This is a genomic window from Ruegeria sp. YTSA075 (assembly GCF_059610245.1).
Genome location: NZ_JBXWNG010000003.1, coordinates 289877 through 316467, shown reverse-complemented (window position 1 = coordinate 316467; position 26591 = coordinate 289877). Strand labels below are relative to the sequence as shown.

Genomic DNA, 26591 nt, shown 5'->3' with positions numbered 1-26591 from the left:
CTGACCCAACAGATATGCCGGTTCAAATGGAATTTAAACCAGCGCTGTTTTGCCTCTTCACATCGGCCCCATCTGCGTCTATACGCCCCTCTACCAAGTCAATGGCAGAGTGCGGTCGTGGCGGAATTGGTAGACGCGCAGCGTTGAGGTCGCTGTGGGGTAACACCCGTGAGAGTTCGAGTCTCTCCGTCCGCACCAGTAAAAACAAAGGGTTACGTCCTTTCGGCGTAACCCTTTGTTTTTGGAAGTAACTAAGAAGTAACTTTATTGTTTCTGTTTCCGCCGTCGCCTACGCGGTCCTATCCCTTTGCATCGGACACGTGCTGCCTGTTTCGACCAGCGATCAACGAGCGTAAGATCACGGCTGCACCTGCAGAGCGCTCTGTTTGAGGTCTGGCTGCTAGCCTTAGCTCACCCATTCTGCGCCTCTCAGGCCGTCGATATCACAACCTGTTTTCGAGGTATCAAGTGTAACCATTGCATTGGAAACCCGCGACCTTCTGACAAGAGCGCCCATTTGAAATCGTCACCGAGCTTTATGATTTTGTCCATTTCTGAGGTGTCCCGGACGCTGCCATCGATGTACCTGATGTCAAAATATGGACCGCAGAACTCTTCAATTGCCTTTAGTTTTGCGTCTCCATCTTCAACCATTTGAGGGTGAAGTTCGATCAGGAATTCTGACTCACGAAAGTGGTGTAGGAATTCTTCTGTTAAGAGGTCGAATTCAACACCTTCGATGTCAATCAAGAAGAATATGTCGTCAGGATCGGAGGACACGGTCGCAATATTATCAACGGTATTGTCCAGGGCATTGCCAAAGATGCTGACCCGGTCTTCAACCCCATTGTGTTTGGCCGTTTCCAGGATTACTTCACGACCTTTATCGGAGATTTCAAAGCAAGCGCTTTTTTCGAACTTACCTGCAGATACAAGACCGACGCCCCAAAATCCGTCTGCGGCACCTATGTCCACCAGAACTTGTTTCTCTGACTGGCTCAAGATTTCCAGGTTTTGCTGCTCGTACAGACCAAAAATCTTTGTGGCTGTATCAGAGTGCTGACCCCAGAATGCGTTCTCGGTGAAACGAAACCCCGCCATGGGGCCGCACAAAACCTGAGAGCGGCTCTGTTCCAACACATATTGCGAAAACTCGCTGCGGAACTTTCGTACGACACTTTTGACATGCCGAAAACGCCTCTTTGGAAAGTGCATCTTTCTACCTTTTGTGTTCACTCAGACGGAAACATCTGCGGTCAGTTACAGGCTCCAGTCAGTTATTCACTCTTGGCTTACCTGATCGTCTGAGAATTCGGCAGAAACAAGAAGCCGTGCAGAAGAGTTTCCGTTTATCCGACAATTCTACAGGCATCTGTTTCGGTCTCCTAAACGACTGGGTATTTTTCAGGATCTACCCCATGCCGTTGACAAACAAAATCAATGTAGCTTCCTTTCGGAGGAATGCCTCCAAACTGAGAGCGGATGTTGTTCCGAGTTTCACCTTGAAAGTGATGGAACCGTGCCCAATCGGGTTCATAGTCTTCAATATCCTGTGACGGATCAAGGAAGCCTCGTCTCGGCCAGTACAAATGCCAATGCTGACCACGGCTGATTTCGCCGGTGATGCTTAGCGCCCAGCGGGCGACACTGGGTCCGGTCGTTGTCCAGGGGAGGTCATACAACGTTATGGTTTCACCCGCTTCGTATCGGCCGACCAGTTTGTCCACTTGCTCACGCCCCAACCAGAAAGGGATCGGAACCTCGGACTCCAGGAAATTCAGGATCAGTTTCAACGCTAGGGAGTGTTTGGGGAGCCGCAAAACGCAATTGTTCATCGCGTTTTTTCTTTTGACGACCCCGAACAGATAGTCGGATTTGATATCCAGCGGGTTCACACAATAGATATCTAGGTCGACCCAAACATAGTCGGTCTCTTTCAGCATGTAGATACGGAAAATATCTGAATAGACTGCCATGCGTCGGCGCCCACCTGTCAGGTTTTCCGTGTTTTCGTCTGAATAAATTTCCCTTGCGTCATGCAGGACAACACCGTTGGGTACATCGAGGCTCAAGTCAAGAACATACAGGTGAAAGGTGTACCCATGGTCCAGAAATGACTGGATGCACACCCTCTCCACACATGACAAAGCGGAACCGGACCAAAAGCTGGCGACTTCGAAATCCAATGCTGCAATCCTTACTTACGGCTAGATCGGGGTCAGATGTCACTAGTGATTAGAAGACATGCTCGTCAACCGACATTTGCTCAGCAATGCGGCGATATAAAGGTCTTGCGGCCACGCTGTTTCGGCCCGTTTGAATCCGTCTGGACGAAGGGCAAACCGCAATCAAATGTGTCACGAACCACCGGGGCAGGTCTTCAATCCGTTCAAAGCCGCGTTCGCCCATCGCGGCGACAAACTTGCTGAAACGGTTCTTCCTTCAAGCTTCACTTCGCAGAGACCTCGGCAAGACCGCATTGGTGGTGGTGCAGGATGCGCGGACCATGTGGCAAGACGCATTTTAGGGCGGCGGGTGGAATTGTTGGCCTATCGTGTCGATGCGATCACGTGCGCGCGCTTGCAAAGCACAATACGGACCCGTAACAAAGCTAGGCAGCCAAGACCGCCTGCATGTGCCGCCTAAGCCCCGGTTTTGCTTGCAGTCTTGCGGTTCCGAACACGGTCACGGGTGAGAATAGATGAGACTAATCGTATCCACGATGAAAGACGAAGGACCGTTTATTCTGGAGTGGATCGCCTACTACCTGTCTATAGGATTCACACATTTCATCGTCAATTCAAATGATTGTTCGGATGGAACCGATGCTATTCTCAAGCGCTGCGAAGAGCTTGGGTTTCTAGCCCATATCGACAATCCCGGACCTTGGGAGCACGGTCCGCAAGCTTCGGCCTATGAAAACGCTATGAAGCACCCCTGGTACAAAGAGGCCGAGTGGATCATGGTTTGCGATGTGGATGAGTTTTTCGACATCCGCATTGGCGACGGAACACTGGATGACTTGTTCCGGGCTTTGCCGCGTGCGGATGGATTTGCAGCGCTATGGCAGCTATTTGGGCACAACGGTGTCGTGGAATTCGAAGATCGCTTTGTGATCGAACAGTTCACCCGGGCGGCTGAAATGGGAGTCGTAAGCCCTCACAATATGCGGGCGTTTAAATCCTTGATTCGGAACAACGGATCATACCGATCAATAAACACGCACCGGCCACGTGGTCCCATACCGGGTAAGGCCGAGACATTCGACTGGGTGGATGGGGATGGCGATCCTTTGCCCCCGGTGGTCCGCCGTCGTGGCTGGGCGCATTTGACAACAGGCGGAGCATTCGGACAATCGCTGTTTCGAATGAACCATTACGCGGTTCGGTCCGTTGAAAGCTATTTGATGAAGCGTCTTCGAGGCGATGTGAAAACCTCATCATTCCATCGAAAGATGGAGGGAACAGGCGAGGAATACTGGCGCCTGCACTGTTTCAACAACACAGAAGAAAAATCCATTCTGTCTAGGCTGGATCGACTGAAGCTCAGCTATGATCGGTTGCGGTCTGATGATGTATTGAATCATCTGCATCAAAAGGCGGTCGCGTTTCACAAGGATCGGATAGCCGGAATACGAGAGACCGAGGCGGCCAAAGAGTTTATCAAGAAATACAGGAACTTTCGCGGTGGACGCTATGTGAAAGCTCTGGATTTAGGGGTTATGGAAGAAGCAGATCTTTCTTTCAATGCTGCGACTTACAAAGACCCGGATGTGACGTTTGCGCAGGTTGCGAAATGGACGCGACTGGGTAAGATGTCCAAGATCGAGAATGCCAAACCCAATAGCTATCCTTGGTTTGTGCGGCTGGATGCTTTGGATACCACAATGAACTACGAAGAGGCTGTTGCTCAGCACGCGGTCATAACCGACGCGAAGCAAGTTTCCCTGCCATTTGACCCAAAGGATCCGGCGTATCTGCCCAAAGCGACCCCCGAACTTGAGCGCACTAAGAAGCAGCGCCAGAGCTTTCTGAACTCGATAAGTGGCAAGAAATCCTGGGTTGTGATCGGCCATGTTGAGGCAGAGCTGGTCGAGGAAATCCTCGCAGTTGATGCTGTCTCGCAGCTGACGATCATAGGTCCCTGGGGGTTGTCGTGGGATCGGTTCACTTGTCGGGACACAACTCAGACCCCAGAGTTGCAGAATCTTGATCGCGCGTTTTATGCGCTGCTTGAGTACTTTCGCGAACCGATTATCGCTGGTCGTCTTCGCGTCTATCGTGCATTGCCTCCCTTGATGTTGAAATTCTTCGAAGACGAATCCGTTGGTGTAGTTTTGATCCGGGGTGTCCGGTCCGAACGGGTTATGAACGGGTTGCTGCGCAGGATTGACCGTGTTTTGGCCCCTGGGGGTAGCATCGCCTTCACCACATATCGCCGTCGTGGCGGCGGCTCATATGGCGGGATGAACGCAGCCATCAACACATTTTTGGGGCAGAATGCCAGCCGTTACAGGATAACCAGCCTGCAACCACCGTGGCTTGGGATCGACAAGTTACCACCACTTAACGCAGAAGAGACTTAGCTTCTGGTTCTTGAAGGGCTGGCGTGGTAACGATAGCTCAACGAACAAAACGGGTTCTGAGCAAGGCTGAAACCCGTCTGCGAAGTGAGGTCGAGATGTCAGATGAATCCAAGGTGATTGGCGTAGCGCCGGGAAGCCAGCCCAAACCCAAGGCGGACAAGGCAACCAAGCGCAAAAATTCGAAAGAGGCCATCCGACGGACATTTCTGTCCCGCCTGCCTAAAGGTGGGGTCGCGGTTGAGATTGGCGTTTGGCAGGGGGAGTTTTCTCCGACCATACTGAAGCTGCTGGAGCCCAGCCAATTGTTTCTGATCGACCCCTGGAAACATATCGGGGAAGAGTCGCACACCACAGCCTTTGTCGGTCGGACCGAAGATGAAAAGATGGAAGCCATCTTTCAGAAGGTCAAAAAGTCGTTCGAAAAAGAGATCGAAGACGGGAAGGTTGGCATTATCCGCGACTTCTCTGTCCCGGCTCTGAACTTGTTCGATGATGACAGCATATCCTTCGCCTATGTCGATGGGGATCATTCCTACGAAGGTGTTTCGGCGGATCTGGCGGCGCTTTTCCCCAAGATGAAGATTGGTGGCATCATGGCGTTCGACGACTATCACCGTCGCGGCTGGTGGGGGGATGGGGTCATCCGTGCCGTGAACGAATTCCTGGGTCAGTATCCAAGGCATCTGCGCATCAGAGCCATAGCAGGGGCACAAATCGCGATCGAGAAAATCGAACCTCAGGTCGATAAAAAGGACTAATCTGCCCCAGTATTGAGACCGAGCGCATCAGATGAACAACCCTGAGAAAATCCTCATCTCTGCCATGAAGAATGAGGGGCCCTATATCCTGGAATGGGTGGCCCATCACAAGGTTCTCGGCTTTGATAAGATCATTGTCTACACCAACGATTGTTCGGACGGAACCAACCGCATCCTGCGACGGTTGCAGGAACTTGGGCATGTAGAGTTTCGCCGCAACCGGGTCGGCGTTGGGGGAATTCACCGATCGGCCCTGAGGCAGGCGCGTCGATTGCCCGTGGTTAAAGAAGCAAAGTGGATTTATGTCTGCGACGCTGACGAGTTTCTGAATATTCATGTTGGCAACCACAAGGTTGACGATCTGATCGAGGCGACGCCCGATGTGGACGTGATCTCGATCCCTTGGAAGATATTCTCGAACAGTGGTCGGCATGTGCTGCGCGATTCCCCTGTTACGGCTCAATTCCATGACAGCGAACTGGATTTTGAGGAAGGCGGGGCCGGGCGGCGCTTTGTGAAATCGATATTCCGGCAGGGAGAGTTTTACAACCGCTTCGGTCTGCACAACCCACACCCCCGGCCCGAGTGCCAGTCCAGCGTGTTCCGGTCTGTACCCGGCGGCCACGCAAGGGAACCCGCCCCCTTTGGAAATCACGTGTCGCCGCCATTTGGGTTTGAGGTTGCACAGATCAACCACTATGCGGTGCGTTCAACCCAGGCGTATCTGGTTAAACGCAGCCGTGGACGGGCAAACCATTCGTCACATACGCTTGGAACGGATTATTGGGACCGCTGGAACCGGGGTGGTTCCAAGGATGAAACCATTCTGCGATATCAGGACGAAACGGCAGAGATGTTGGAGCAGTTCAAATCCGATGACGCGCTCAGGCGGTTCCACCGCAAAGCGTTTCGCTGGCACAAAGAGCTGATTACCAACCTCATGCAGATGCCTGAATACCAAGATATTTATCAGAAGCTTCTGGAAAAACCTGCGGCCAAGTTTGTCAAAAAGGATCGGGGAGTACATGAGCGCGTCAGTAGCGAGCCCTTGTCTCGCCCATCCGATCAAAATCAACCGGATACGTAAATAGAGCCCCCGGAGTAGCGAATTAATGGTTGTCGACAATAACCTTCCGACGATTGGAATGCTCTGGTTGGAAGGCCCGCTGAGCTTTCTTGAGCAGATGTGTCTGCTGTCTTTTGTGGCAACCGGCCACAAAGTAGTGCTTTTTCATTACGGTGAAGTCGAGAACGTCCCCGAAGGCATCGAATTGGTCTCGGCCAATGAAATCCATGAGCCGCAGCAATTCATCATGAACAACCAGTTCAAAACGCCCGTTCCGCAGTCAGACATTTTTCGCCTGCAACTGATGAAAAAAACTGATTTCCTATGGTGTGATACAGATGTGTTGTCGCTCGCGCCAATTCCAAAAGCGGATCACATATTCGGCTATTTCAACAAAACGACGATCTGCAACGCAATCATGCGGTTACCGTCCGACAGCCCAGCATTGCGCGATTATACCGAATACAGCCTTGATCCGTTCCCGATCCGACCTTGGATTGAAGGTGAAGAGCGGGCAGAACTGGAACGCAAAAAAGTGGCCGGAGAACTGCCCCATGCCTCTGATCAGGAGCATAGCGTCTACGGGCCGGGTGTACTGACATGGTACCTTACGCATTATGGTGAGATAAAACACGCAAGTTCTGTCTCGGTTTTCTACCCCCTCCCGTTCAGGCAAACGGGGCAGGCGAACGATATTCACTCGCGGGAGTTTCGAGATACCTATCTGAAAGACGATACACTGACCGTGCATCTTTGGGGGCGCCGCATGCGGTGGTGGATCGCCAAAGGCGTCAAGCGATACTCCTTTTTGGACCGCAGGCTAAGGAGCTTGGGCATCAACCCAGCAAGTGCCCCTTTGCCACGCAGGCGCAGGGGCGAGCGGCAAGAAATTGAGTTTCCCGAGGTTCTACCGGAATTGAGGATCAGCAAAGAGGCCATCAGTCGGGCAACCAATGGCGTCATGTCCGTCGCGCAAGTGTCTAAAGATGAGCCGTATCTGCAAACCGCGCAAAATGAGCTGGATAAAATTCGTGAAGCTAACCTTTACGGCGTGAACCGCGAGGCTTTGCCGGGCCACAAACGCGGCTGGGATTTCTACATCAGTGACGCGACCCGTCTAAACGCGCTTTCGATGTCTCTGTCGCGATTTGCAAGCCATCACCACTATTTACCGGACCTTTCGAACCCTAAGACTCTGACAGAAAAGCTGCTGGTCATGAAGCTGTTTGCCGATTTGCCAGAGGCATCTCCGGCGAACAAGTTGATAGTGGAAAGCTGTGTGCCGGAACCCGCCCAGAAGCTTCTGTCACCGATAAAGCGCTATTGGCAATCTGCAATTCCCAGGTTGCCCGATGACCTGGAGTTAGAACTCGGTAGTTATTGGCTAAAGCGAAACAACGGACAGAGTCAAAATTGCCGTATCAACTGGCCGTTAAGCGATGAAGACCGCAAATTGGCCAACGAACGCATGAACTATTGGAACAGAAGGCGGCTCCCTCAGGGATATTGGGCGGCCGAATGGTGGTACGCAACCATCGATACGCAGTACTTTATCGAAGAAGATCTCGCTGCCGAAGGTGAGGATATCATCGACTGGAAATTCTGGGTTGTCGCCGGGCGGGTTCAGCTGGTTCAGGTCGACCGGGATCGCTCGCGCGGGCATGTGCAGATGATCCATGATCGGGGTTTCAACTTTATTCCCAAAGAGTTGTACTTCAAGACCAGCGAAGATACGGAGCCGAAGCCAGAACGCTATGACGATATGGTACAGATCGCTGAAGCCATTGGCCAACGGGTCGAGTTCGCGCGGGTCGACCTCTATGCGATTGGCGACAAGATTTACCTTGGTGAAATTACACTCTGCCCGTTTGGAGGGAAACGTCAGATGCGCACGCCCGAGCTGGACACTCAGTTGGGCGATGCGTGGACGGGCACGCGGTTGTTCCCGAACTAAAGCAGCGCCGGTTTAGTCTACGGGTATCTCTTGCCGCAAGTTACCTGTCGTCTTGTCGAAGATCAGGATGCGGTTGTCATCGGTCACTACGGCGTACCAGTTGTTGCCAATCGTCACCGCCTGCGCGCGTGCGCCATCGGGCAATTCGACCTGATCGGGCAGGGTGGGGGTGCGGTCCGATAGGCGGATGACAATCAGTGCGAATGTCACTAGAACCCCGCCAATCATCACCGCGGTCAGCAGCATGACCATGCGCCGCAGCAATCGCAATTGCGACGTCTCTTGCGGTTCGTCTTGGGGGTCGGAAGGAACAGTCATGGGCACCCGCCAGATAGAGTTTCAGATCGCGGCCGATCCGCCGCCTCGTCTTGATAAGGCCCTTTCGCGGGATGTGCCAGCCGATGAGAGCCTGTCACGCACCCGCTTGGCCCGCCTGATCGAAGAGGGCGCAGTGTCTATTGATGGTGTCGCAATTTTTGATCCGAAATACAAAGTGGCCGAGGGAGCTGCGGTGGTTATTTGGGTTGCCGAGGCTGAAGACAGCCATATCGGCCCCGAGGATATTCCGCTGGAGATTGTCTTTGAAGACTCCGACCTGATCGTGATCAACAAACCGGCGGGCATGGTCGTACATCCGGCGCCAGGCTCGCCTAAGGGAACGCTGGTGAATGCGCTGTTGCATCATTGCGGCGATGATCTTTCCGGAGTCGGTGGCGTCAAGCGCCCCGGTATCGTTCATAGAATAGATAAGGAAACCAGTGGCTTGCTGGTCGTCGCTAAATCAGACGCGGCGCATCACGGGTTGGCCGCCCAGTTCGAGGCGCATAGTGTTGAGCGTTATTATCGTGCCATCTGCTACGGGGTGCCGGATGCCAATGATCCGCGCTTGCGTGGGGTGAAGGGCGTAAGCTTCGAGCCAGGCAACATCATGCGGCTAACCACGCAGTTGGCGCGGCATAAGACGGACCGGCAAAGACAGGCTGTACTGTTTCATGGCGGGCGTCATGCCGTCACGCGCGCACGGGTCGTCGAGAGCTTTGGCAATCCTGTGGGGCTGGCGCTAATCGAATGCTGGCTGGAAACCGGTCGCACGCATCAGATCAGAGTCCATATGGCCCATGCTGGCCACGGGCTGGTGGGGGATCCTGTCTATGGCGGCAAACGCAAGCTGGCGGCCAAAGCGTTCAGCGCCGCAACTGCCGAGGCGGTGCGCGCCTTTCCACGTCAGGCGTTGCATGCCGCAGTTTTGGGCTTTGAACACCCGGTCACAGGTGAAAACCTGCGGTTTGAGGCCGAATTGCCAGCCGATATGCAGGTTTTGATCGACACTCTGCATGCGCCGCTGACATAATCCGCAAACTGCTGTGAGTAAGGTTTTCTTATCTTTCCTTTACCAAAGCTTAATTCCAAACTGTTAACGGTACCTCTTGAAAGGGGTGGGTTCCTTACCTATCTCCTATGTTAAAGAGCTAAACATTTGTCGGAGGGACATCATATATGGCCAATTACGCAAATCTCCCCGCACCGACGCCTGAGGGCGGCCTGAACCGCTATATGCAGGAAATCCGCAAGTTTCCTCTGCTGGATCCGGAAGAGGAATACATGCTGGCCAAGCGTTGGGTTGAAGAGCAAGACACTGAAGCCGCGCATAGAATGGTCACGTCGCACCTGCGTCTGGCGGCTAAGATCGCCATGGGCTATCGCGGATATGGGCTGCCGCAGGCCGAAGTGATTTCCGAAGCTAATGTGGGCCTAATGCAGGCGGTCAAAAAGTTTGACCCCGAAAAGGGCTTCCGCCTGGCTACATATGCCATGTGGTGGATTCGCGCCTCGATTCAGGAATACGTCCTGAGGTCTTGGTCGATGGTCAAGCTGGGTACAACTTCAGCGCAAAAGAAACTGTTTTTTAACCTCCGAAAGGCCAAAGCCCGTATCGGAGCGCTGGAAGAAGGTGATTTGCGTCCTGAAAACGTCAAGAAGATTGCCGAAGATCTGGGCGTGACCGAAGACGAAGTGATCAGCATGAACCGCCGGATGTCCGGTGGTGACGCCTCGTTGAACGCGACCGTGGGGTCCGAAGGCGAAGGTACCATGCAGTGGCAGGACTGGTTGGAAGATGAAGATGCCGACCAGGCCGGTGACTATGAGGCGCGCGATGAGTTGGAAGCCCGGCGCGAGCTGCTTGCCGCTGCGTTGGATGTCTTGAACGATCGCGAGAAAGATATCCTGACCCAGCGACGTCTGATGGATCAGGCCGTTACGCTGGAAGAACTGAGCACGCAGTACAATGTCAGCCGCGAACGCATCCGTCAGATCGAAGTGCGCGCCTTTGAGAAGTTGCAAAAGAAGATGCGCGAACTGGCCCGTGAAAAGGGCATGCTCAGCACGGCCTAAAAGCACGTCGAATGCAGGTGGAGCCGGCTCAACCCAGTTGAGCCGGTTTTCTTTTGGCCGATCGGGTGGAAAGCCGCATGACAGCACCGTCATCTCCCGCTACATAGAAAACAGCTATGGTTGCGCTAACGGGAGGGGAAAATGCAGAAACCGGTTCGATGGGGCGTTCTTGGGGCTTCGAAATTCGCGCAGCAATATCTCGCCCCTGCAATCCACGCGGCGGACGGCGCACAGCTTTATGGGCTTGCGACCTCGGATCCGGCGAAGGCCGCCCCGTTTCAGGCATTTTGCCCGGATCTGCATGTCTATGACAGCTATGATGCGATCTTGGCGGACCCTCAGATTGATGCGGTCTATATCCCTTTGCCAAATCACATGCATGTGGAATGGAGCCTGAAGGCACTGGACGCAGGCAAGCACGTTCTGTGCGAAAAGCCGATGACCATGCGCGCCGCAGAGTTCGACACCTTGATCGACAAACGCGATCAGACCGGTCTGTTGGCGGCCGAGGCTTATATGATTGTCCACCACCCGCAGTGGCAGTTGGTCCGCAAACTGATCACCGATGGGGCAATCGGCAAGCTGGCGCATGTGACCGGTGCGTTTAGCTTCGACAACCGCGCGGATACTGGAAACATCCGCAATAAGGCGGAAACAGGCGGCGGCGGCCTGCGGGACATAGGCGTCTATGTGATCGGCTCGGCGCGGTTTGCGACAGGGCAAGAGCCTGACAGCGTTCAATCGGCGATACGCTGGCAGAACGATATCGACATCTTTACCGAAATCCGCGCGCAGTTTCCTGATTTCACCTATTCGGCCTATGTTTCGATCCGGATGCACCCGCATCAGGAAATGGTGTTTCACGGCGAAAGCGGCGTGATCCGCCTGACAGCCCCGTTCAACGCGCGCGTCTTTGGCGAGGCGCGGGTGGAACTGCACTGCCCCGGGCTTGAGATGCAGGTCATGCGCTTTCCAGGCGATGATCACTATAAGCTGCAGATTGAGGCGTTTTGCCGGTCGGTGCGCGACGGTGCCGACTACCCGTGCCCGCTGGAATTTTCGCGCGGGACACAACAGATGATTGATCGGGTGTTTGATGGGGCCGTGGCCCTGTAACTTGCCTTACGCGCTGGCTTGGCTATCCTGACCACCTTGGACACAGGAGAGACCCCATGGCAGGCGGCTGGGCACGCGATGGCGCTGTAAGCGAACAGATCGAGGCGTCGATATCGGACGAGCTGGCCCGGATGCGGGTGCAAAAGCGTCCCGTAGGAGAAAGCCTGACCCATTGCGCGGAATGCGAGGAACCGATCCCCGAGAAACGACGCATCGCCTTGCCGGGTGTGAAGCTGTGTCTGGAGTGCCAGCAGGAGCGGGATGGGGCATTCAAGGCACGCGGTGAGATCAATCGACGCGGGTCGAAGGACAGTCAGTTGCGGTAAGGTTGGTTTGGCTGCTTTGAGCCCAGAGCAGAACCCAAATTACAGTGTAACCTAGGCCTTGTAGACTTGCCGCCCGTCCATCCACGTTTCGACCACTTTGATGTCTTTAAGGCTGTCCGGGTCGACAGCGCGAGGGTCACTGTCGAGGATCACTAGGTCGGCGAACTTGCCCGGCTCCAAACTTCCGATCTCATGGTCAGAGAACAATTGCCACGCAGCCTCGGATGTGACCGCCCGGATGGCCGACTCAACTGAGATGCGTTCTTGAGGGGCCAGAACATAATCTGGCTCCTTCCATGTTTTCCGCGTGACCGCCATCTCAATCATGTGCAGGGGCACAGGGTCGGTCACCATGAAGTCCGAATGCAAGGAAAAGCCAACACCAGCGTCCTCTGCACTCTTGCAGCGGTCGAGCAATTGCGCCTTTTCCTCACCAAAGACCTCGTCGCGCATTGCAACGCCCCAATAGTGCACGTGCCCGATCAGAAAGCTGGCCGAAACCCCAAGGTCTTTCATGCGTGCGATCTGTTCGTCGTGCAGAATCGAGCAATGCTCGATCCGCGCCCGGACCCGTGACATGTCGACACCCGCGTCGCGGACCGCCTCGCAGGCGTCAAGCACGTTGTCAATTGCGGCATCGCCATTGCCATGTATCGCGAGGTGCCAGCCCTTGGTCGCTCTGTCTACGGCAAGGTCGATAAGGTCTTCACGGGCGGTATAGGCCAGTCCAAGACTGTCGGAATTGAGATAGGGTTCTCTCTGCAGGCCGGTAAAGCCCTGATTAGAGCCATCAGCCACCAGCTTGTAGCCCGTGACGCGCGCGATGGCGTTTCCGGTGCCGGGTACCACACCAGCCTCGTCCCACGCCTCGGCACCGATGGTATAGAAGGGATAAGCCCGTATGCGCGCCGGCAGTCGTCCGGAGGCGGCGGCGCCAAGCAGTACTTGCGTATCCACAGGCGACTGCGAGAGGCCACCGAGGCTCAATTCACTGACGGTTGTGAGGCCATGTTGGCTCCATTTCGACAGTAAGTCGACGACAGCGTCCACCGGCTCCGTCGTTGCAAGCGCCGGGTACGCCCTGAGGACTTGCAGGAAAGACACGTTGTTCTTCATGACGCCGGTCAGGTTGCCGTTGGCATCGCGGACGAACTCAGCGCCCGACGGGTTCTCAACGTCCGCGGGCACTCCGGCAACTTCGAAGGCTGTAGAGTTTGCATACGCGAGGTGCCCGGAGGCATTGAAGACAAAAATTGGATGATCCGTCGAGATCGGGTCGAGGTCGGCGAAGGTTAGTTCATCCAGACCTTCCTGAACCGCAGGATCTAAATTCCGAAAGACGAGCCACTCCCCGGAAGGCGTTCCAGCGGCCCGCTGGGTTATATGATCCAAAACCTCCGCCACTGTGGCAAAGCGCGCCATCCCAACGTATTCCATTACCGCGTCGACGACGGACCCGGCGATCACATGGGTGTGCGGATCGACAAAACCGGGCAACACGGTCTTGCCGGCCAGATCGACGACAAGCGCATCTGCGCCGGCAACGGCCCGGACTTCGCCTTCGGTTCCGACAGACAGAATGCGGTTGCCGCGGATGGCAATCGCTTCGGCCTCGGAAAAATTGTCGTCCACGGTTAGGACGGTACCCCCCGTGAAGACGATCGTCGTGTTGGATTGTGCTTGAGCCTGCACAGGTACCATAGCCGCGAGGCCTGCCGCTGCCGCACCGCCTTTCAGGAAGTCCCGCCGCCCGAGGCTGCCCAGATCAAAGCCCCAGTTACAGGACCAGCCGTCGCCCGATGCCGCCTTTTCCCTGAGGTCGCCGACAGCAACATTCGAGCGAAACAGCTTTCCGAAATCCGCGCTACAACAAGCGCATCCATAAACATGTTTGGTCATTTAGATCGGCTCTCAGTAACTTCTCAATTTGACGTGGCACCTAGAAACCGCAGCAGGGCGGTCGCCGCAGTTTGGCAGACGATTGGCGACGAGTTAACGTTGCAATCATTTGGAAAGTCAAAGACAGCTTTGTCCGCGAAGCGGACAAAGCGATTATTGGCCTGTCCTGATTCAGCTTTCCATCGCTTCCAACTCGTCAATAAAGCCCGAGATCATCGATAGGCCCTTGTCCCAGAATTTCGGGTCGCTGGCGTCCAGTCCAAACGGGGCGAGCAGGTCCTTGTGGTGTTTCGAACCACCAGCGCGCAGCATTTCGAAATACTTGTCCTCGAACCCCTCGGCGCCGCTCTCATAAACGGAATACAGCGCATTCACGAGGCCGTCGCCAAAGGCATAGGCATAGACGTAGAAGGGGGAGTGGACGAAATGTGGGATATAGGCCCAGAAGGTCTCATATCCGTCCATGAATTCAAACGCGGAACCAAGGCTTTCGGCCTGAACGCTCATCCACAGGGCGTTGATGTCGTCCGGGGTCAGTTCGCCCTCGCGGCGGGCGGCGTGAAGTTTGCATTCGAAGTCGTAGAAGGCGATCTGGCGGACGACCGTGTTTATCATATCTTCGACCTTACCGGCCAGCAGCACCTTGCGCTGTTCCGGAGTCTCTGCCTGATCCAGCATCTTGCGGAAGGTCAGCATTTCTCCAAAGACCGATGCGGTTTCGGCCAGTGTCAGCGGCGTGGATGAGAGCATCTCGCCCTGATCAGCGGCCAGCACCTGATGCACGCCGTGGCCCAGTTCATGCGCCAGAGTCATCACATCGCGCGGCTTACCCAGATAGTTAAGCATCACGTAAGGATGCACGTCGGTCACGGTGGGGTGCGCAAACGCACCCGGCGCTTTGCCGGGCTTTACCGCTGCATCAATCCAACCTTTTGAGAAGAAGGGCGCCGCGATCTCTCCCATACGCGGATCGAACGCATTGTAGGCGTCCATCAGTGTCTGTTCGGCCTCATCCCAGCCAACGATGCGTGTGTCTTCCATCGGCAGGGGCGCGTTGCGGTCCCAGACCTGCATAACGTCCAGCCCCAGCCATTTGCGTTTCAGTTCATAATACCGATGGCTCAGCTTGGGATAGGCGGCCACGACTGCCTCGCGCAGGGCCTCGACCACTTCGGGTTCAACATCGTTCGACAGGTGACGCCCGGTCTGCGCAGTCGGCATATTGCGCCAGCGGTCGACGATTTCCTTTTCCTTGGCTTGCGTGTTGTGCACACGGGCGAAGGTTTTGATGTTGTCCTGAAACACTGATGCCAGTTCGCGCGCCGCAGCTTCGCGTTTGCTGCGGTCCTGCTCGGTTAAAAGGTTCAGGGTGCCTTCTATGTTAAGCTCTTCGCCGTCAACGTCAAAGGTCAGACCCGCGATGGTCTCGTCGAACAGGCGTTCCCAGGCATCGCCAACAACGCCCAGATCGTGCAGGAATTTTTCCAACTCATCAGAGAGTTGATAAGGCTTCATCGCGCGGATGCGGCGGAAGACCGGCTCATATCGCGCCAGATCGGTATTCGCGTCGAAATGCGCCTTCAGCACGTCATCGTCGATGCGGTTGAGTTCGAGGGTGAAGAAGACCAGTGGCGTGGTAAAGATAGTAATCTTTTCCTGCATGTCCGACAGGAATTTCGCGCGATCCGCATCAGTGGTTAGTTGGTAGTAGCGCAGACCAGCGAAGGACATAATCCGCCCGGCAATTGCATTGATCTTTTCGTTTCGCAGCACGCAGGTCAGTAGGCCATCGGCATCCAGATCGGCCAACTTGCCTTCGTAGTCTGACGCGAAAGAGGCGCATTCATCTTCCAGCCAATCCAGATCACGTGCCAGTTCAGGCGCGTCCTCGGATGCGTAAAGATCGCTCAGATCCCATTCCGGCAGGTTGCCCAGATTGTCAGTACCACCTACAGCGTTTGCATCACGGACGGGAAAGGGAAGGTCGCGCATAGATCACCTTTTGAAACTGCTTTGGCAAACATCTAGGGCTGCCGCGCCGGGATCACAAGCGGGCAGTTGGCACAACCGTTATCAACGCATGCGTTAAGGAGGCCCTATGACGAATGCGCCAGAAAATGAGCCGCCAGTTGATCCAGAACCGGGCCACGCACATCGGGTGCTTCCATCAGCACTTCGTGTTCGCCATCGGGGATTTCGACCAGCGTGCCGTTTGGCCAGTTGGCCATGCGGGTACGGATCGCCTTACGGTCCACGATTTGTTCGTGGCTGCCCAGGAAGGTCAGGCAGGGTGTATTAGGGGCGGGTTGATCCATCAGCCAGGCGCATTCTGTCAACGCCTCGCGCAGCCACCGGTTGGACGGTGCGCCAAGCGACAACTCAGGATGTGCGGTCAACTGTTCCTGCATCATCTTGAACATCGCCGCGTCGCGGGTCAGCACATTGTCCTTGAACGGCTGCGACAGCACATAACTGTCCAGCGAGGTTGTCGGCGGTGTCCGTTCGCCGAGGCCAAGCGCAGTGCCCCAATAGGCCGTCAGACGGCTGAGCGGTTTCATGACAGGCGTGAAGAATATGCCCCACATAGGGCCGGTGAAGGCACAGGCGGCAAAGCATCCCTGCTCGACAACCGCGCGAAACCCGATGGCCCCACCCATCGAATGCCCGATCACATACCAGGGTTTCGGCAGGTCAAGCTGCGTGGCCAGATCAATGACGGCCCGCACGTCATGCTGATAGTCCGGGAAACGGTCCACATGGCCAATGCGGGGGTTGTCCAGCAACCGATCTGCCAAGCCCTGACCGCGCCAGTCGACAGCCAACATGGCGAACCCGCGTTCGGAAAACTCCGCAGCGGTGCTGCCGTATTTTTCAATATATTCGGTTCGGCCCGGAAACATAAATACCGTGCCGTTTGCATCGCCCTGAGGCCGCCAATGGCCCATGCGAATGCGGGGCCCGTCCGTGGTCTGCAACCAATGAGCCGCACCACCGGCGGGACCGCCGGCCACATCTTCGTAAAAGGGGGCCGGCGACAGTTCCATCAGGCCAGCACCGAGGCAAGCTTCATGGCGACGCCCATGTCACCATCTACGCTCAGCTTGCCGGACATGAATGCGCCCGTGGGGTTCAGCGCGCCGCTGAGAATCTCCTGAAACGTATCGGCATCGGCGCTTAGGGTGACGTCTGCTTCGTCATCGCTGATGCGCGCACCGTCCGAATCGAGAATGATTGCGCCCAGATCGGCAATTGCAAATTTGGCCGAGGCGTCAAAGTCGCCACCCGCCAGTTTTTCATTCAGCGCGGATACGGCTGCTTCCAAAGTGTCGCTCATGGTGCTCCTCATTTTGTTTGTGCGCCGTGAATGGACATCCCCGGTCGCAACGCTACACTGAGCATTGTTATGGGCATTGCAACAAACAATCTCAAAGGTATCGTTGCGGCAATCGCGCTGCTAGTCATGTTTTCCGGAACTTGCGCCGCGCAAGAGGCTGATTCCCGGGATGAGACTCAGTTGTTACAGCAACTGGCGCAATCAACGCCGCAGCAGGCCATTGGTCTGGACCGTCAGCTTCAGGCACTTTGGTCTCAATCCGGCTCGGCCTCGGCGGACCTGCTGTTAGAGCGCGGGCGAGAGGCGCTGGATGATGGGGATGTCGAAACTGCCATTGAGCATCTGACAGCCCTGACCGATCACGCCCCTGATTTCGCCGAAGGCTGGCATGTGCGAGCTTCGGCCTTCTTTGGGCAAGAGCGCTTCGGCATGGCCGCTGCCGATCTGGAATACGCATTGACTCTGAACCCCAATAACTACGAGGCCATCTATGGGCTGGGCCTGATCTTTGAGGTTGTGGGCAAGCCCAAGCGCGCATTCGATGCCTATCAGCGCGCGCTGGCTATACATCCCCATCACGAAGAAGTAACCAATGCGGTGAATCGACTAAAGCCTCAGGTCGAGGGCTCATCTCTCTGAGACACTGGGGCAGGGGGCACAGGTGAGCGGGTCATCCCGGGTAGTGGCCGTACTTGGCCCGACGAATACAGGCAAAACCCATTACGCAATCGAACGCATGCTGGGGCATCGAACGGGCGTCATTGGCCTGCCGCTGCGGCTGCTCGCGCGCGAGGTCTATGACAAGATCGTCGCCATTCGCGGCCTGTCTGTTGTGGCTCTGGTCACGGGCGAAGAACGGATTGTGCCGCCCCGTGCCCAGTATTGGGTCTGTACGGTCGAAGCGATGCCCGAAGGGATGGGGGCTGATTTTGTCGCCATCGACGAAATCCAGCTTTGCGCTGATCCGGAACGCGGTCACGTCTTCACCGACCGCTTACTGCGGTCCCGTGGAACCCATGAGACCCTGTTTCTGGGTTCGGATACCATGCGCGGCCCCATTGCAACGCTGATCCCCGAGGTGCAGTTCGTACGGCGCGAGAGGATGTCGCAGTTGGTCTATTCCGGCTCGAAGAAAATCAGCCGGATGCCCGCACGTAGCGCCATCGTCGGCTTCTCGGTCGACAATGTCTATGCCATCGCCGAACTGCTTCGTCGCCAGAAGGGTGGCGCGGCGGTGGTGATGGGCGCGCTTAGCCCGCGCACGCGCAATGCACAGGTCGATCTCTATCAGAATGGTGAGGTCGATTATTTGGTCGCGACCGATGCCATCGGGATGGGGTTGAACCTGGATGTGAACCATGTGGCGTTCTCGTCCCTGTCCAAATTCGATGGTCGCCGGATGCGCCCGCTTGCCCCGAATGAGCTGGCCCAGATCGCAGGCCGGGCTGGGCGGGGCATGTCAGATGGCACCTTCGGTGTGACCGGTGAGGCCGCGCCGCTGGATGAAGGCGTGGCGCAGGCGATCATGGACAGCCGGTTTACGCCGATGAAAAAGCTAAATTGGCGAAATGCTGCCCTTCGTTTTGGCTCGATTGAGGCACTGATTGACGCGCTTGAGGCTAGTCCCCAGGGCGAAAACCTGGTTAAGGCGCGCCCGGCTGATGACCTGAACGCCCTGAAATCCCTGTCACAAGTGACCGAGGTTGTGGCCCGCGCCAGCGACGGGCCATCGGTCCGTTTGCTATGGGATGTGTGCCGTATTCCCGACTTCCGGGGGATCAGCCACGCCGAACATGCAGGTTTGCTCGAAGTGATCTTTGGCCACCTACACGAGCGCGGGTCTATCCCCGATGATTTCATGGCCCGGCAGGTGCGACGTATCGACCGGGCAGATGGCGATATCGATGCTCTTTCCGTAAGGTTGGCGTATATTCGCACCTGGACCTATGTTGCGCAACGAAACGGCTGGGTCCGTGACGAATCGCATTGGCGGGACGAGACGCGCATTGTAGAAGACAGGCTGTCAGATGCTCTTCACGAACGTTTGACTCAAAGATTTGTGGACCGGCGCACATCCGTGTTGCTGCGCCGGCTCAAACAGAAGGAGGCCCTTTTGGCCGAAGTAAATGACAAGGGTGAAGTGACCGTCGAAGGCGAATTCGTCGGTCGTCTGGAAGGGTTCCGGTTTTCTCCGGACAAGGCTGCGCAAGGGGCTGAGGCGAAAGCCTTGAAATCGGCGTCTCTGCAAGCCCTCGCGCCGCAATTCCATCTGCGTGCTGATCGCTTCTACAATGCGCCCGATACCGAAATTGATTTCACTGATCAGGGCGGCCTGATGTGGGGCGAATATGCGGTCGGCAAACTGGTTGCCGGGGCCGAGCCTCTCAAGCCGATGGTCGAGGTTTTTGTGGATGAGGCCGCAGGTCCGGACGTCGAACAGAAGGTGCAGCGCCGACTGCAGCACTTCATCGACCGCAAAGTGGCCGCGCTGTTCGAGCCGCTGCTGAACCTGTCGCGAGACGAAGAACTGTCCGGTCTGGCGAAAGGCTTTGCCTTCCGCATGGTCGAGGCGTTGGGCGTGCTGCCCCGCGCGCAGGTCGCGCACGAGGTCAAGGATCTGGATCAGGACGCTCGCGGCGCGCTGCGCAAGCACGGAATCCGTTTTGGTCAGTTCACCATCTTCATGCCGCTGCTGCTGAAGCCGGCACCTACGCGCTTGCGTCTGGTTCTTTGGGCGCTGTCCAGCGGCCTGCAGGAATTCCCCGAAGCCCCACCTCCGGGGCTGGTCACCGTGCCCGTCGCCAAGGATGCGCCGCAGGGATACGACACCATGTGTGGCTACCGCGACGCGGGCGAGCGCTCGATCCGGATCGACATGCTGGAACGTCTCGCCGATATGCTGCGGGCCGAGGACAGCCGGGGTGGCTTTGAAGCCAAGCCCGACATGCTGTCGATCACGGGCATGACGCTGGAACAGTTCGCGGACCTGATGCAGGGGCTGGGCTACAAGGCCGAACGCGGCGAGCGTGAAAAGGTCAAAGCTGCACCGGCTGAGGCACCTGCGACTGAAGCGGCTGAGCAATCCGCCGCCGAAGAAACCCCGGCCGTCGAGGCTTCGAGTGATGAGGTCGTCGCACCCGCCGAGGCGCCAGCCGAGGCCACCGAAAGCACCGAGGCAGCAGCCGAGGCTCCGGCAGCAGAACCCGCAAGTGATGAACCCGAGGTCGAGGTGTTCTACACCTTCACATGGGGCCGTCAGCGCCAGCAAAATCGCGGCCCGCGCCGCGAGCAGGGGCAGGGCAAAGGCAAGCCGCGTGGGAAACCTCAGGATAGTCGCAAGCCGCAAGGCAAAAAGGGTGGCAAGCCGCAAGGCGCTAAATCCTTCTCGGCGCGGCCTCCGAAAAAGGAAAAGGCCATCGATCCCGACAACCCGTTTGCAGCAGCGCTGATGGGTCTGAAGGGCGGTAACTGATCCGTCATGGATCAGGCCAAGCTGCGGATCGACAAATGGCTGTGGCAGGCGCGGTTCTTCAAGACCCGCAGCCTGGCCGCCAAACAGGTCAGCGGCGGCCATGTGCGATTGAACGGAAACCGGATTCTGAAACCTGCGCAAGTGGTGGGTCCCGGCGATGTTCTGACCTTCCCACAGGCCCGCACTGTTCGGGTCGTCAAGGTTGAGGCGCTGGGTGATAGGCGTGGTCCGGCAGCCGAGGCACAAACGCTGTACTCGGATTTGACCCCGAAACAGGAGGTGCGATCCACGAATCCTGGTTTCGAGGGAAAAGGTCGTCCAACCAAGAAAGATCGGCGGGCAATTGATCTTTCTCGCACGCTGGATGACTGATCTGACCTTGAAGAAAGGGCCAGTCTGAATTAGCTAAGCGCCAAAGATCATACGGGAACTCAGCAATGACTTATGTCGTCACCGAAAACTGCATCGCCTGCAAATACACCGACTGTGTCGAAGTGTGCCCGGTGGACTGTTTTTATGAAGGTGAGAATGCGCTGGTCATTCATCCCGACGAATGCATTGATTGTGGCGTGTGCGAACCCGAATGCCCCGCCGATGCGATCCGCCCGGACACTGAACCGGGAATGGAGACCTGGGTTGAATTTAACCGCAAGTTTTCGGAAATTTGGCCGGTGATCGTGACCAAAAAGGATCCGCTGCCCGAAGCAGAAGAACGCGACGGCGAAGAGGGCAAGATGGAGAAATATTTCTCCGAAGCCCCCGGCGAAGGCGGGTAAGCGATTCGTCTCGCATTGGGGACCGATATTCCTCAGAACAGCGTGCTAATTGGCTGAAATCAGGTCAAATATTGCGAATTTACCTTAGGTAAACTTTCGGGTGTCGCATTTTTGTGATATAATCTGTCCTTACATGATGACTGAGATCGGGATGCACTCCGTAAGTATGCTCGCTTTGGAGTTCTGAATTTATGATAAATATGCCGCCTGTCGGGGCTGAAACAGTCCCCGCTTGTGGTGTTTTGTCGTCTGCGTACCGGTCCAAAACCAAGGAATACATTGAATGACAAAGTCGAAAAAGCTTGAGTTCCGCCCCAACGACTATGTTGTCTACCCCGCCCATGGCGTGGGACAGATCATCTCGATCGAGGAACAGGAAGTCGCGGGCTATTCGCTTGAGCTGTTTGTCATCTCATTCGAGAAAGACAAGATGACCTTACGGGTGCCGACCAATAAGGTCACCGAATCCGGGCTGCGTTCGCTTAGTTCGCCGGACGTGATCAGCCAGGCGATGAAAACGCTGAAGGGTAAGGCCAAGGTGAAACGCGCCATGTGGTCGCGCCGGGCGCAGGAATATGAACAAAAGATCAACTCGGGCGATCTGATCTCAATCGCAGAAGTGGTTCGCGACCTGCACCGCACCGACGATCAGCGCGAGCAGAGCTATTCCGAGCGTCAGCTGTACGAAGCCGCGCTGGAACGCCTGACCCGCGAAGTTGCCGCTGTGTCCGGCGCGGGTGAGCTGTCGGCGGCCAAGCAGGTGGATGAGGTTCTGACCTCGCGTGCTGCTGCTGCCTGAATGCACTGACTTTGAGTTTTAAAAGCCGCTCTGACATCAGGGCGGCTTTTTCTATCTAGATTGTGCTATGCCTAAACGCCCATTGGCTGAGGAACGGCCGTGATCAGGATAACCATCGGATGCGCCTTGCTTGCACTGTCCGGCCTGTTCTGGGCGGCCTACTATTCCAGATATATCAAATGGCGCGAATGTTTTAACGAATTGGGCCGGTGCTACGACCCGGAGACCGGTCAGGTTCTGTTGCAACAGGCGGGTTTGGTCTGGGGAGCAGCCGCAATGCTGACACTTCTACCCGCGCTCTACCTGCTGATTGGGCATGTTCGCCAAAGGCGCGGGCGGGCCTGATATTTACAGCTGAGCACTGATTGCGATCAAGAATGTAACCTCGGCCAATTGTTGAGACGCCCCAAGAATGTCGCCGGTCTGGCCGCCGATTTTCTTCTTGGCCAACTGCCAAAGGCAAAAAACAACGACCGCAGCGCAAATTGCAGGCAACAAAGACTGCGTTCCAACCAGCAGTAAGCTGATCACGAATGCCAGACCCAAGGACAGGCTGACCACCATCGCTCTTGGCGTGCCGACTGAATGGCTCAGGCCCGATTGCCGTGCATTGGGCAAGGCGGCCATCAGAACCGGCATCATGGCGCGGGACAGCACGCAGGCGGCAAGGATCGCCCAGAACGCCCCTGCGGACAAAAGCGCGGCAATCGCCGAGATGCGGATCAGTTGCGCGCTGATCAGGGCCAGAACGCCATATGTCCCGATATGGCTGTCTTTCATGATTTCCAGACGACGTTCGGCTGTGAAGCCGCCCCAAAGTCCGTCAAAAGTGTCAGCCAAACCGTCTTCATGCATTGCACCCGTCAGCATGATCAGGGCCCCCACAAGCAGAACAGCGGAAATAAATGGGGACACGGACAACGCCAACAAGACCCAGCCCACCGCGCAAGCTAGCCCGCCGACGACAAGTCCGACCACTGGAAAAGCCCAGACCGCATGAGCCTGCCGGGCAAAGACATGCTCGGGCAGACGGGGTAAGGGCAGGCGGGTCAACAGGACCAGTGCCAGCGGGATATCCCACCGAGAAATCGCGTAGTTGTCGTTTTTATTCACTCCCGCGCCTTTCAGGGTCTTGTTGGTCTTTCAGCTTCGGTTAAACACGCAGGACCACTCTGATGCAATGAGGCTTTGATGCTGCCCGAACTGAATGATTTGAACACGTTCCGCGATGCGTTGATCAACGCGCCGGGTCCGGACATAGCAGCCGCAGACGGCGCCGCCACGCGTAATGGCCAGCTGACGAAACCTCCGGGTGCGTTGGGGCGGCTTGAGGATCTGGCGATCTGGTACGCGTCCTGGCGCGGCGATACGCGTCCTCAGATCGAACAGCCTCAGGTCATTGTGTTTGCAGGCAACCACGGGGTCACGGCGCAAGGCGTATCGGCCTTTCCGCCTGAAGTGACCGTGCAGATGGTTATGAATTTCGAACATGGAGGGGCCGCGATCAATCAACTGGCCAAGGCGGCCGGGGCAAAGATGGATGTCCATGCGCTGGACTTAGAGCGCCCGACGGCGGATTTCACGCAAGGGCCAGCCATGAGCGAAGCCGAATTTCTGAGCGCGCTGAAAACCGGTTGGAACGCGGTCGACCCACAAGCCGACCTGCTGGTGGTCGGTGAGATGGGGATCGGCAACACCACCCCCGCTGCGGCCATCGCCTGCGCGCTGTTCGGGGGTGAGGCTGCCGATTGGACCGGGCGCGGCACCGGTGTCGACGATGCGGGCCTTGGGAACAAAACCCGCGTTGTATCCGAAGGCGTTGCGCGCCATGCCACCGACGATGGGCTAGAAGTTCTGCGGTGTTTGGGCGGGCGCGAGATTGCCGCGATGGCAGGCGCCATAGCTGCCGCGCGTGTGTTGCGCATTCCTGTCATTCTGGACGGGTTTATCTGTACTTCGGCAGCGGCCTGTCTGGCGCGCGTGTCAGCATCGGCACTGGACCATGCGGTTGCAGGCCATCAAAGCGCCGAGGGCGCGCATGGCGCAATGCTTGCGAAACTCGGAAAGGACCCGTTGCTGAGCCTTGGCCTGAGATTGGGCGAGGGCTCTGGCGGGGCGCTGGCTATTAACATCCTCAAAAGCGCCGTGGCCTGCCATTCCGGCATGGCCACCTTTGCTGAGGCGGGCGTAGCAGACGGCTGAAACAAAGGGCCTGTCCGGGCAACCCCCGGTCAGGCAGATTTCTTGGCGTGTTCTTCGGCCAGTTCCAGCAGCGCGGTCTCCAGATCTTTCTCCAAAGACTGCGCCCGTTCGATGTATTTCTTGTTTTCTGCCGTAGGTATGCCGGGCACCCAGAGTTCCGCCAGTTCACGCACTGACGTCCGGTCGTGATGATAGAAGGTCTGTTCCGCCTGCGCGGCCTCATATTCGCTGAGCCCGATATTTTCCAATACATATCGACCAGCGCGTAGTGAGCTGTCGAACATCTCACGCACGATGTCGTTGGCACCGGCTTGATACAGTTCGTACACATGGGTCCGGTCATGGGCGCGGGCGATGATGTGCAGGTCTGGGCGCTGGCGGCGGGCAAATCCAACCAGTCGCGTCACCGTCTTTCGATCATCCATCGCGGCTACCAGAACCGACGCCTTATCCAACCCCGCTGCGCGCAAAAGCTCGGGCCGGGTTGGGTCACCTAGAAACCCTTTCACGCCAAACCGACGCATCAGCTGGATCGTCTCGATATCATGGTCCAGAACGATGGTCTTGAACCCGCTGGCCACCACAAGGCGATTGACGATCTGACCGAACCGTCCAATGCCCGCAATGATCACCGGCCCTTTTTCGTCGATCTCGTCCGGCTCCATTGTGGTTGCCGTCTCGCCCAGCTTCCTCGACAGCAGGTCGTAGATGATGAACAAAAGCGGCGTAATCAGCATGGTCAACGCGATGATCATAAGCAGCTTTTGCGCCAGGTCTTGAGGGATCACATTCTGTTGCCGTGAAAAGGCCAGAAGGACAAAACCGAACTCACCCGCTTGTGCCAAACCAAGGGTGAACAACCAGTGATCACGGCCCTTCAGCTTGAAGGCTTTGCCTACAATATAGAGGATGACACCCTTGGCGAAGATCACCAGCAATGCAAGACCGATCAGGTCAAACGGATCGTTGAAGAAATAGCCAACGTCGATCCCAGCCCCGACCGTGATGAAGAAAAGGCCCAGAAACAGGCCTTTGAAGGGCTCAAGGTCGCTTTCCATCTCATGCCGAAACTCTGAGCTAGCCAGCACAACACCTGCGAGAAAGGCGCCCAGAGCAGGTGAAAGACCAACCAGCGTCATCAGGAAGGAAATGCCAACCACGATCATCAGGGCCAACGCTGTATACATCTCGCGCAGGCGTGTGGCATGGATGAAGCGGAACAGCGGGCGGGTCAGGTAGACACCGGCCAAAATGACAAAGGCGACGGCTCCGATCGTTACCAATGTGACGGCCCAGCCGGGCAGACCTTCGACCAGGGACAGGCTGTGATGCGCGTCGTGCAGGTGATCCCCCGCGCCGCGATCAATTGACCCGTCGGCCTCGATATGAGGGATGGCGGGCAGTGCCAGCAAGGGCAACATCGCCAGGATCGGGATGACCGCAATATCCTGCGTCAACAGCACCGAGAAGGTCGCGCGCCCGCCATTGGTCTGCATCAGCCCCTTTTCAGACAGGGTTTGCAGTACAATTGCGGTTGAAGATAGGCAAAGGGTCAGGCCGACGGCGAGCGCCACTGTCCACGGGTGGCTGGCATAAATTGCCACGCCCGCAATTACTGCGGTGGATAGCAAAACCTGCAAACCACCCAACCCCAATAACCTGTCCCGCATATCCCAAAGAGCGCGCGGTTCCAGCTCCAGCCCGATCAGGAACAGCATCATGACTACGCCGAACTCTGCCACATGCTGCAGGTCTTCGGTTTCTGCCCCAACAAGGCCCAGAACCGGGCCGATGATAAGACCGGCGGCCAGATATCCCAGAACCGATCCCAACCCCAGACGCGCCGATAACGGAACGGCAATCACCGCAGCGGCGAGATAGATAGAAGCCTGGTACAGGAAATCGTCCAT

Annotated in this window: 24 protein-coding genes and 1 tRNA gene; 16 read left to right on the top strand and 9 right to left on the bottom strand. The window is 56.6% G+C overall.

What is annotated here, in order from left to right; all coding sequences use genetic code 11:
* Positions 1 to 111 precede the first annotated feature (111 nt).
* Positions 112 to 198, top strand: a tRNA-Leu gene (locus AC2FGE_RS07580).
* Positions 199 to 429: 231 nt separating this feature from the next.
* On the opposite strand, the gene AC2FGE_RS07575 is transcribed toward AC2FGE_RS07580, so the two are convergent.
* Positions 430 to 1101: a hypothetical protein gene (locus tag AC2FGE_RS07575; protein WP_496818602.1), complete on the bottom strand. Its 672-nt coding sequence runs from the start codon at positions 1099 to 1101 to the stop codon at positions 430 to 432.
* 284 nt (positions 1102 to 1385) lie between these two features.
* The gene (locus tag AC2FGE_RS07570; RefSeq protein WP_496818600.1) at positions 1386 to 1976 is read right to left on the bottom strand and encodes a hypothetical protein; all 591 of its coding nucleotides are present in this window, start codon (positions 1974 to 1976) and stop codon (positions 1386 to 1388) included.
* A gap of 725 nt (positions 1977 to 2701) precedes the next feature.
* Between AC2FGE_RS07570 and AC2FGE_RS07565 the strand changes: the two genes are divergently transcribed.
* The 4 genes from AC2FGE_RS07565 (at position 2702) to AC2FGE_RS07550 (ending at position 8363) form a co-directional block, all read left to right on the top strand.
* Positions 2702 to 4585: a glycosyltransferase family 2 protein gene (locus AC2FGE_RS07565; RefSeq protein ID WP_496818598.1), complete on the top strand. Its 1884-nt coding sequence runs from the start codon at positions 2702 to 2704 to the stop codon at positions 4583 to 4585.
* 95 nt (positions 4586 to 4680) lie between these two features.
* The gene (locus AC2FGE_RS07560; RefSeq protein WP_496818597.1) at positions 4681 to 5343 is read left to right on the top strand and encodes a class I SAM-dependent methyltransferase; all 663 of its coding nucleotides are present in this window, start codon (positions 4681 to 4683) and stop codon (positions 5341 to 5343) included.
* Positions 5344 to 5374: 31 nt separating this feature from the next.
* Positions 5375 to 6430 carry a glycosyltransferase family 2 protein gene (locus tag AC2FGE_RS07555; protein ID WP_496818596.1) on the top strand — a complete coding sequence of 352 codons (1056 nt, stop codon included), beginning with the start codon at positions 5375 to 5377 and terminating at the stop codon, positions 6428 to 6430.
* 25 nt (positions 6431 to 6455) lie between these two features.
* A complete protein-coding gene (locus AC2FGE_RS07550) occupies positions 6456 to 8363 on the top strand; it encodes an ATP-grasp fold amidoligase family protein (RefSeq protein ID WP_496818595.1) in 1908 nt (635 codons plus the stop codon).
* 12 nt (positions 8364 to 8375) lie between these two features.
* Here the strand turns inward: AC2FGE_RS07550 and AC2FGE_RS07545 are convergent, their stop codons facing one another.
* A complete protein-coding gene (locus tag AC2FGE_RS07545) occupies positions 8376 to 8681 on the bottom strand; it encodes a DUF6476 family protein (protein ID WP_496818594.1) in 306 nt (101 codons plus the stop codon).
* On the opposite strand from AC2FGE_RS07545, the gene AC2FGE_RS07540 reads away from it, so the two are divergent.
* The 4 genes from AC2FGE_RS07540 (at position 8680) to AC2FGE_RS07525 (ending at position 12199) form a co-directional block, all read left to right on the top strand.
* Positions 8680 to 9714, top strand: a complete 1035-nt coding sequence (locus AC2FGE_RS07540; protein ID WP_480548955.1) for an RluA family pseudouridine synthase — start codon at positions 8680 to 8682, stop codon at positions 9712 to 9714. The genes AC2FGE_RS07545 and AC2FGE_RS07540 overlap by 2 nt on opposite strands.
* Before the next feature lie 146 nt (positions 9715 to 9860).
* Positions 9861 to 10757, top strand: a complete 897-nt coding sequence (gene rpoH, locus AC2FGE_RS07535) for an RNA polymerase sigma factor RpoH (protein WP_496818593.1) — start codon at positions 9861 to 9863, stop codon at positions 10755 to 10757.
* A gap of 141 nt (positions 10758 to 10898) precedes the next feature.
* On the top strand, positions 10899 to 11873 hold the full coding sequence (locus AC2FGE_RS07530) for a Gfo/Idh/MocA family protein (protein ID WP_496818592.1): 975 nt from the start codon (positions 10899 to 10901) through the stop codon (positions 11871 to 11873).
* Between the two features lie 56 nt (positions 11874 to 11929).
* On the top strand, positions 11930 to 12199 hold the full coding sequence (locus AC2FGE_RS07525) for a DksA/TraR family C4-type zinc finger protein (RefSeq protein WP_496818591.1): 270 nt from the start codon (positions 11930 to 11932) through the stop codon (positions 12197 to 12199).
* Positions 12200 to 12250: 51 nt separating this feature from the next.
* Here the strand turns inward: AC2FGE_RS07525 and AC2FGE_RS07520 are convergent, their stop codons facing one another.
* The 4 genes from AC2FGE_RS07520 to AC2FGE_RS07505 all read right to left on the bottom strand — a co-directional run bounded on the left by AC2FGE_RS07520 (position 12251) and on the right by AC2FGE_RS07505 (position 17432).
* Positions 12251 to 14098: an amidohydrolase gene (locus AC2FGE_RS07520; RefSeq protein WP_496818590.1), complete on the bottom strand. Its 1848-nt coding sequence runs from the start codon at positions 14096 to 14098 to the stop codon at positions 12251 to 12253.
* A 171-nt stretch (positions 14099 to 14269) separates the two neighbouring features.
* A complete protein-coding gene (locus AC2FGE_RS07515; RefSeq protein ID WP_496818589.1) occupies positions 14270 to 16090 on the bottom strand; it encodes a M3 family oligoendopeptidase in 1821 nt (606 codons plus the stop codon).
* A 104-nt stretch (positions 16091 to 16194) separates the two neighbouring features.
* Complete coding sequence (locus AC2FGE_RS07510) at positions 16195 to 17142, bottom strand: alpha/beta hydrolase (RefSeq protein ID WP_496818588.1); 948 nt, start codon at positions 17140 to 17142, stop codon at positions 16195 to 16197.
* Positions 17142 to 17432 (bottom strand): SCP2 sterol-binding domain-containing protein, encoded by a 291-nt coding sequence (locus tag AC2FGE_RS07505; RefSeq protein WP_480548969.1) that lies wholly within the window; start codon positions 17430 to 17432, stop codon positions 17142 to 17144. Before AC2FGE_RS07505 ends, AC2FGE_RS07510 begins: the two co-directional genes overlap by 1 nt.
* 69 nt (positions 17433 to 17501) lie before the next feature.
* Here AC2FGE_RS07505 and AC2FGE_RS07500 point away from each other — a divergent pair, with 69 nt between their 5' ends.
* From AC2FGE_RS07500 to AC2FGE_RS07475, 6 genes are all read left to right on the top strand, one after another.
* Positions 17502 to 18071 (top strand): tetratricopeptide repeat protein, encoded by a 570-nt coding sequence (locus AC2FGE_RS07500; RefSeq protein ID WP_496818587.1) that lies wholly within the window; start codon positions 17502 to 17504, stop codon positions 18069 to 18071.
* Between the two features lie 22 nt (positions 18072 to 18093).
* Positions 18094 to 20904: a helicase-related protein gene (locus AC2FGE_RS07495; protein ID WP_496818586.1), complete on the top strand. Its 2811-nt coding sequence runs from the start codon at positions 18094 to 18096 to the stop codon at positions 20902 to 20904.
* Positions 20905 to 20910: 6 nt separating this feature from the next.
* A complete protein-coding gene (locus AC2FGE_RS07490; RefSeq protein ID WP_496818585.1) occupies positions 20911 to 21276 on the top strand; it encodes an RNA-binding S4 domain-containing protein in 366 nt (121 codons plus the stop codon).
* Positions 21277 to 21341: 65 nt separating this feature from the next.
* Positions 21342 to 21680 (top strand): ferredoxin FdxA, encoded by a 339-nt coding sequence (fdxA, locus tag AC2FGE_RS07485; protein WP_353007833.1) that lies wholly within the window; start codon positions 21342 to 21344, stop codon positions 21678 to 21680.
* Between the two features lie 283 nt (positions 21681 to 21963).
* Positions 21964 to 22479, top strand: a complete 516-nt coding sequence (locus AC2FGE_RS07480) for a CarD family transcriptional regulator (RefSeq protein ID WP_170532727.1) — start codon at positions 21964 to 21966, stop codon at positions 22477 to 22479.
* Between the two features lie 99 nt (positions 22480 to 22578).
* Positions 22579 to 22824, top strand: a complete 246-nt coding sequence (locus AC2FGE_RS07475; protein ID WP_496818583.1) for a hypothetical protein — start codon at positions 22579 to 22581, stop codon at positions 22822 to 22824.
* A 3-nt stretch (positions 22825 to 22827) separates the two neighbouring features.
* Here the strand turns inward: AC2FGE_RS07475 and cobS are convergent, their stop codons facing one another.
* Positions 22828 to 23592 (bottom strand): adenosylcobinamide-GDP ribazoletransferase, encoded by a 765-nt coding sequence (gene cobS, locus AC2FGE_RS07470; protein ID WP_496818582.1) that lies wholly within the window; start codon positions 23590 to 23592, stop codon positions 22828 to 22830.
* A gap of 78 nt (positions 23593 to 23670) precedes the next feature.
* Between cobS and cobT the strand changes: the two genes are divergently transcribed.
* Positions 23671 to 24681, top strand: a complete 1011-nt coding sequence (gene cobT / locus AC2FGE_RS07465; protein WP_496818581.1) for a nicotinate-nucleotide--dimethylbenzimidazole phosphoribosyltransferase — start codon at positions 23671 to 23673, stop codon at positions 24679 to 24681.
* 29 nt (positions 24682 to 24710) lie between these two features.
* Here cobT and AC2FGE_RS07460 read toward each other — a convergent pair whose 3' ends face one another.
* A complete protein-coding gene (locus AC2FGE_RS07460; RefSeq protein WP_496818580.1) occupies positions 24711 to 26591 on the bottom strand; it encodes a cation:proton antiporter domain-containing protein in 1881 nt (626 codons plus the stop codon).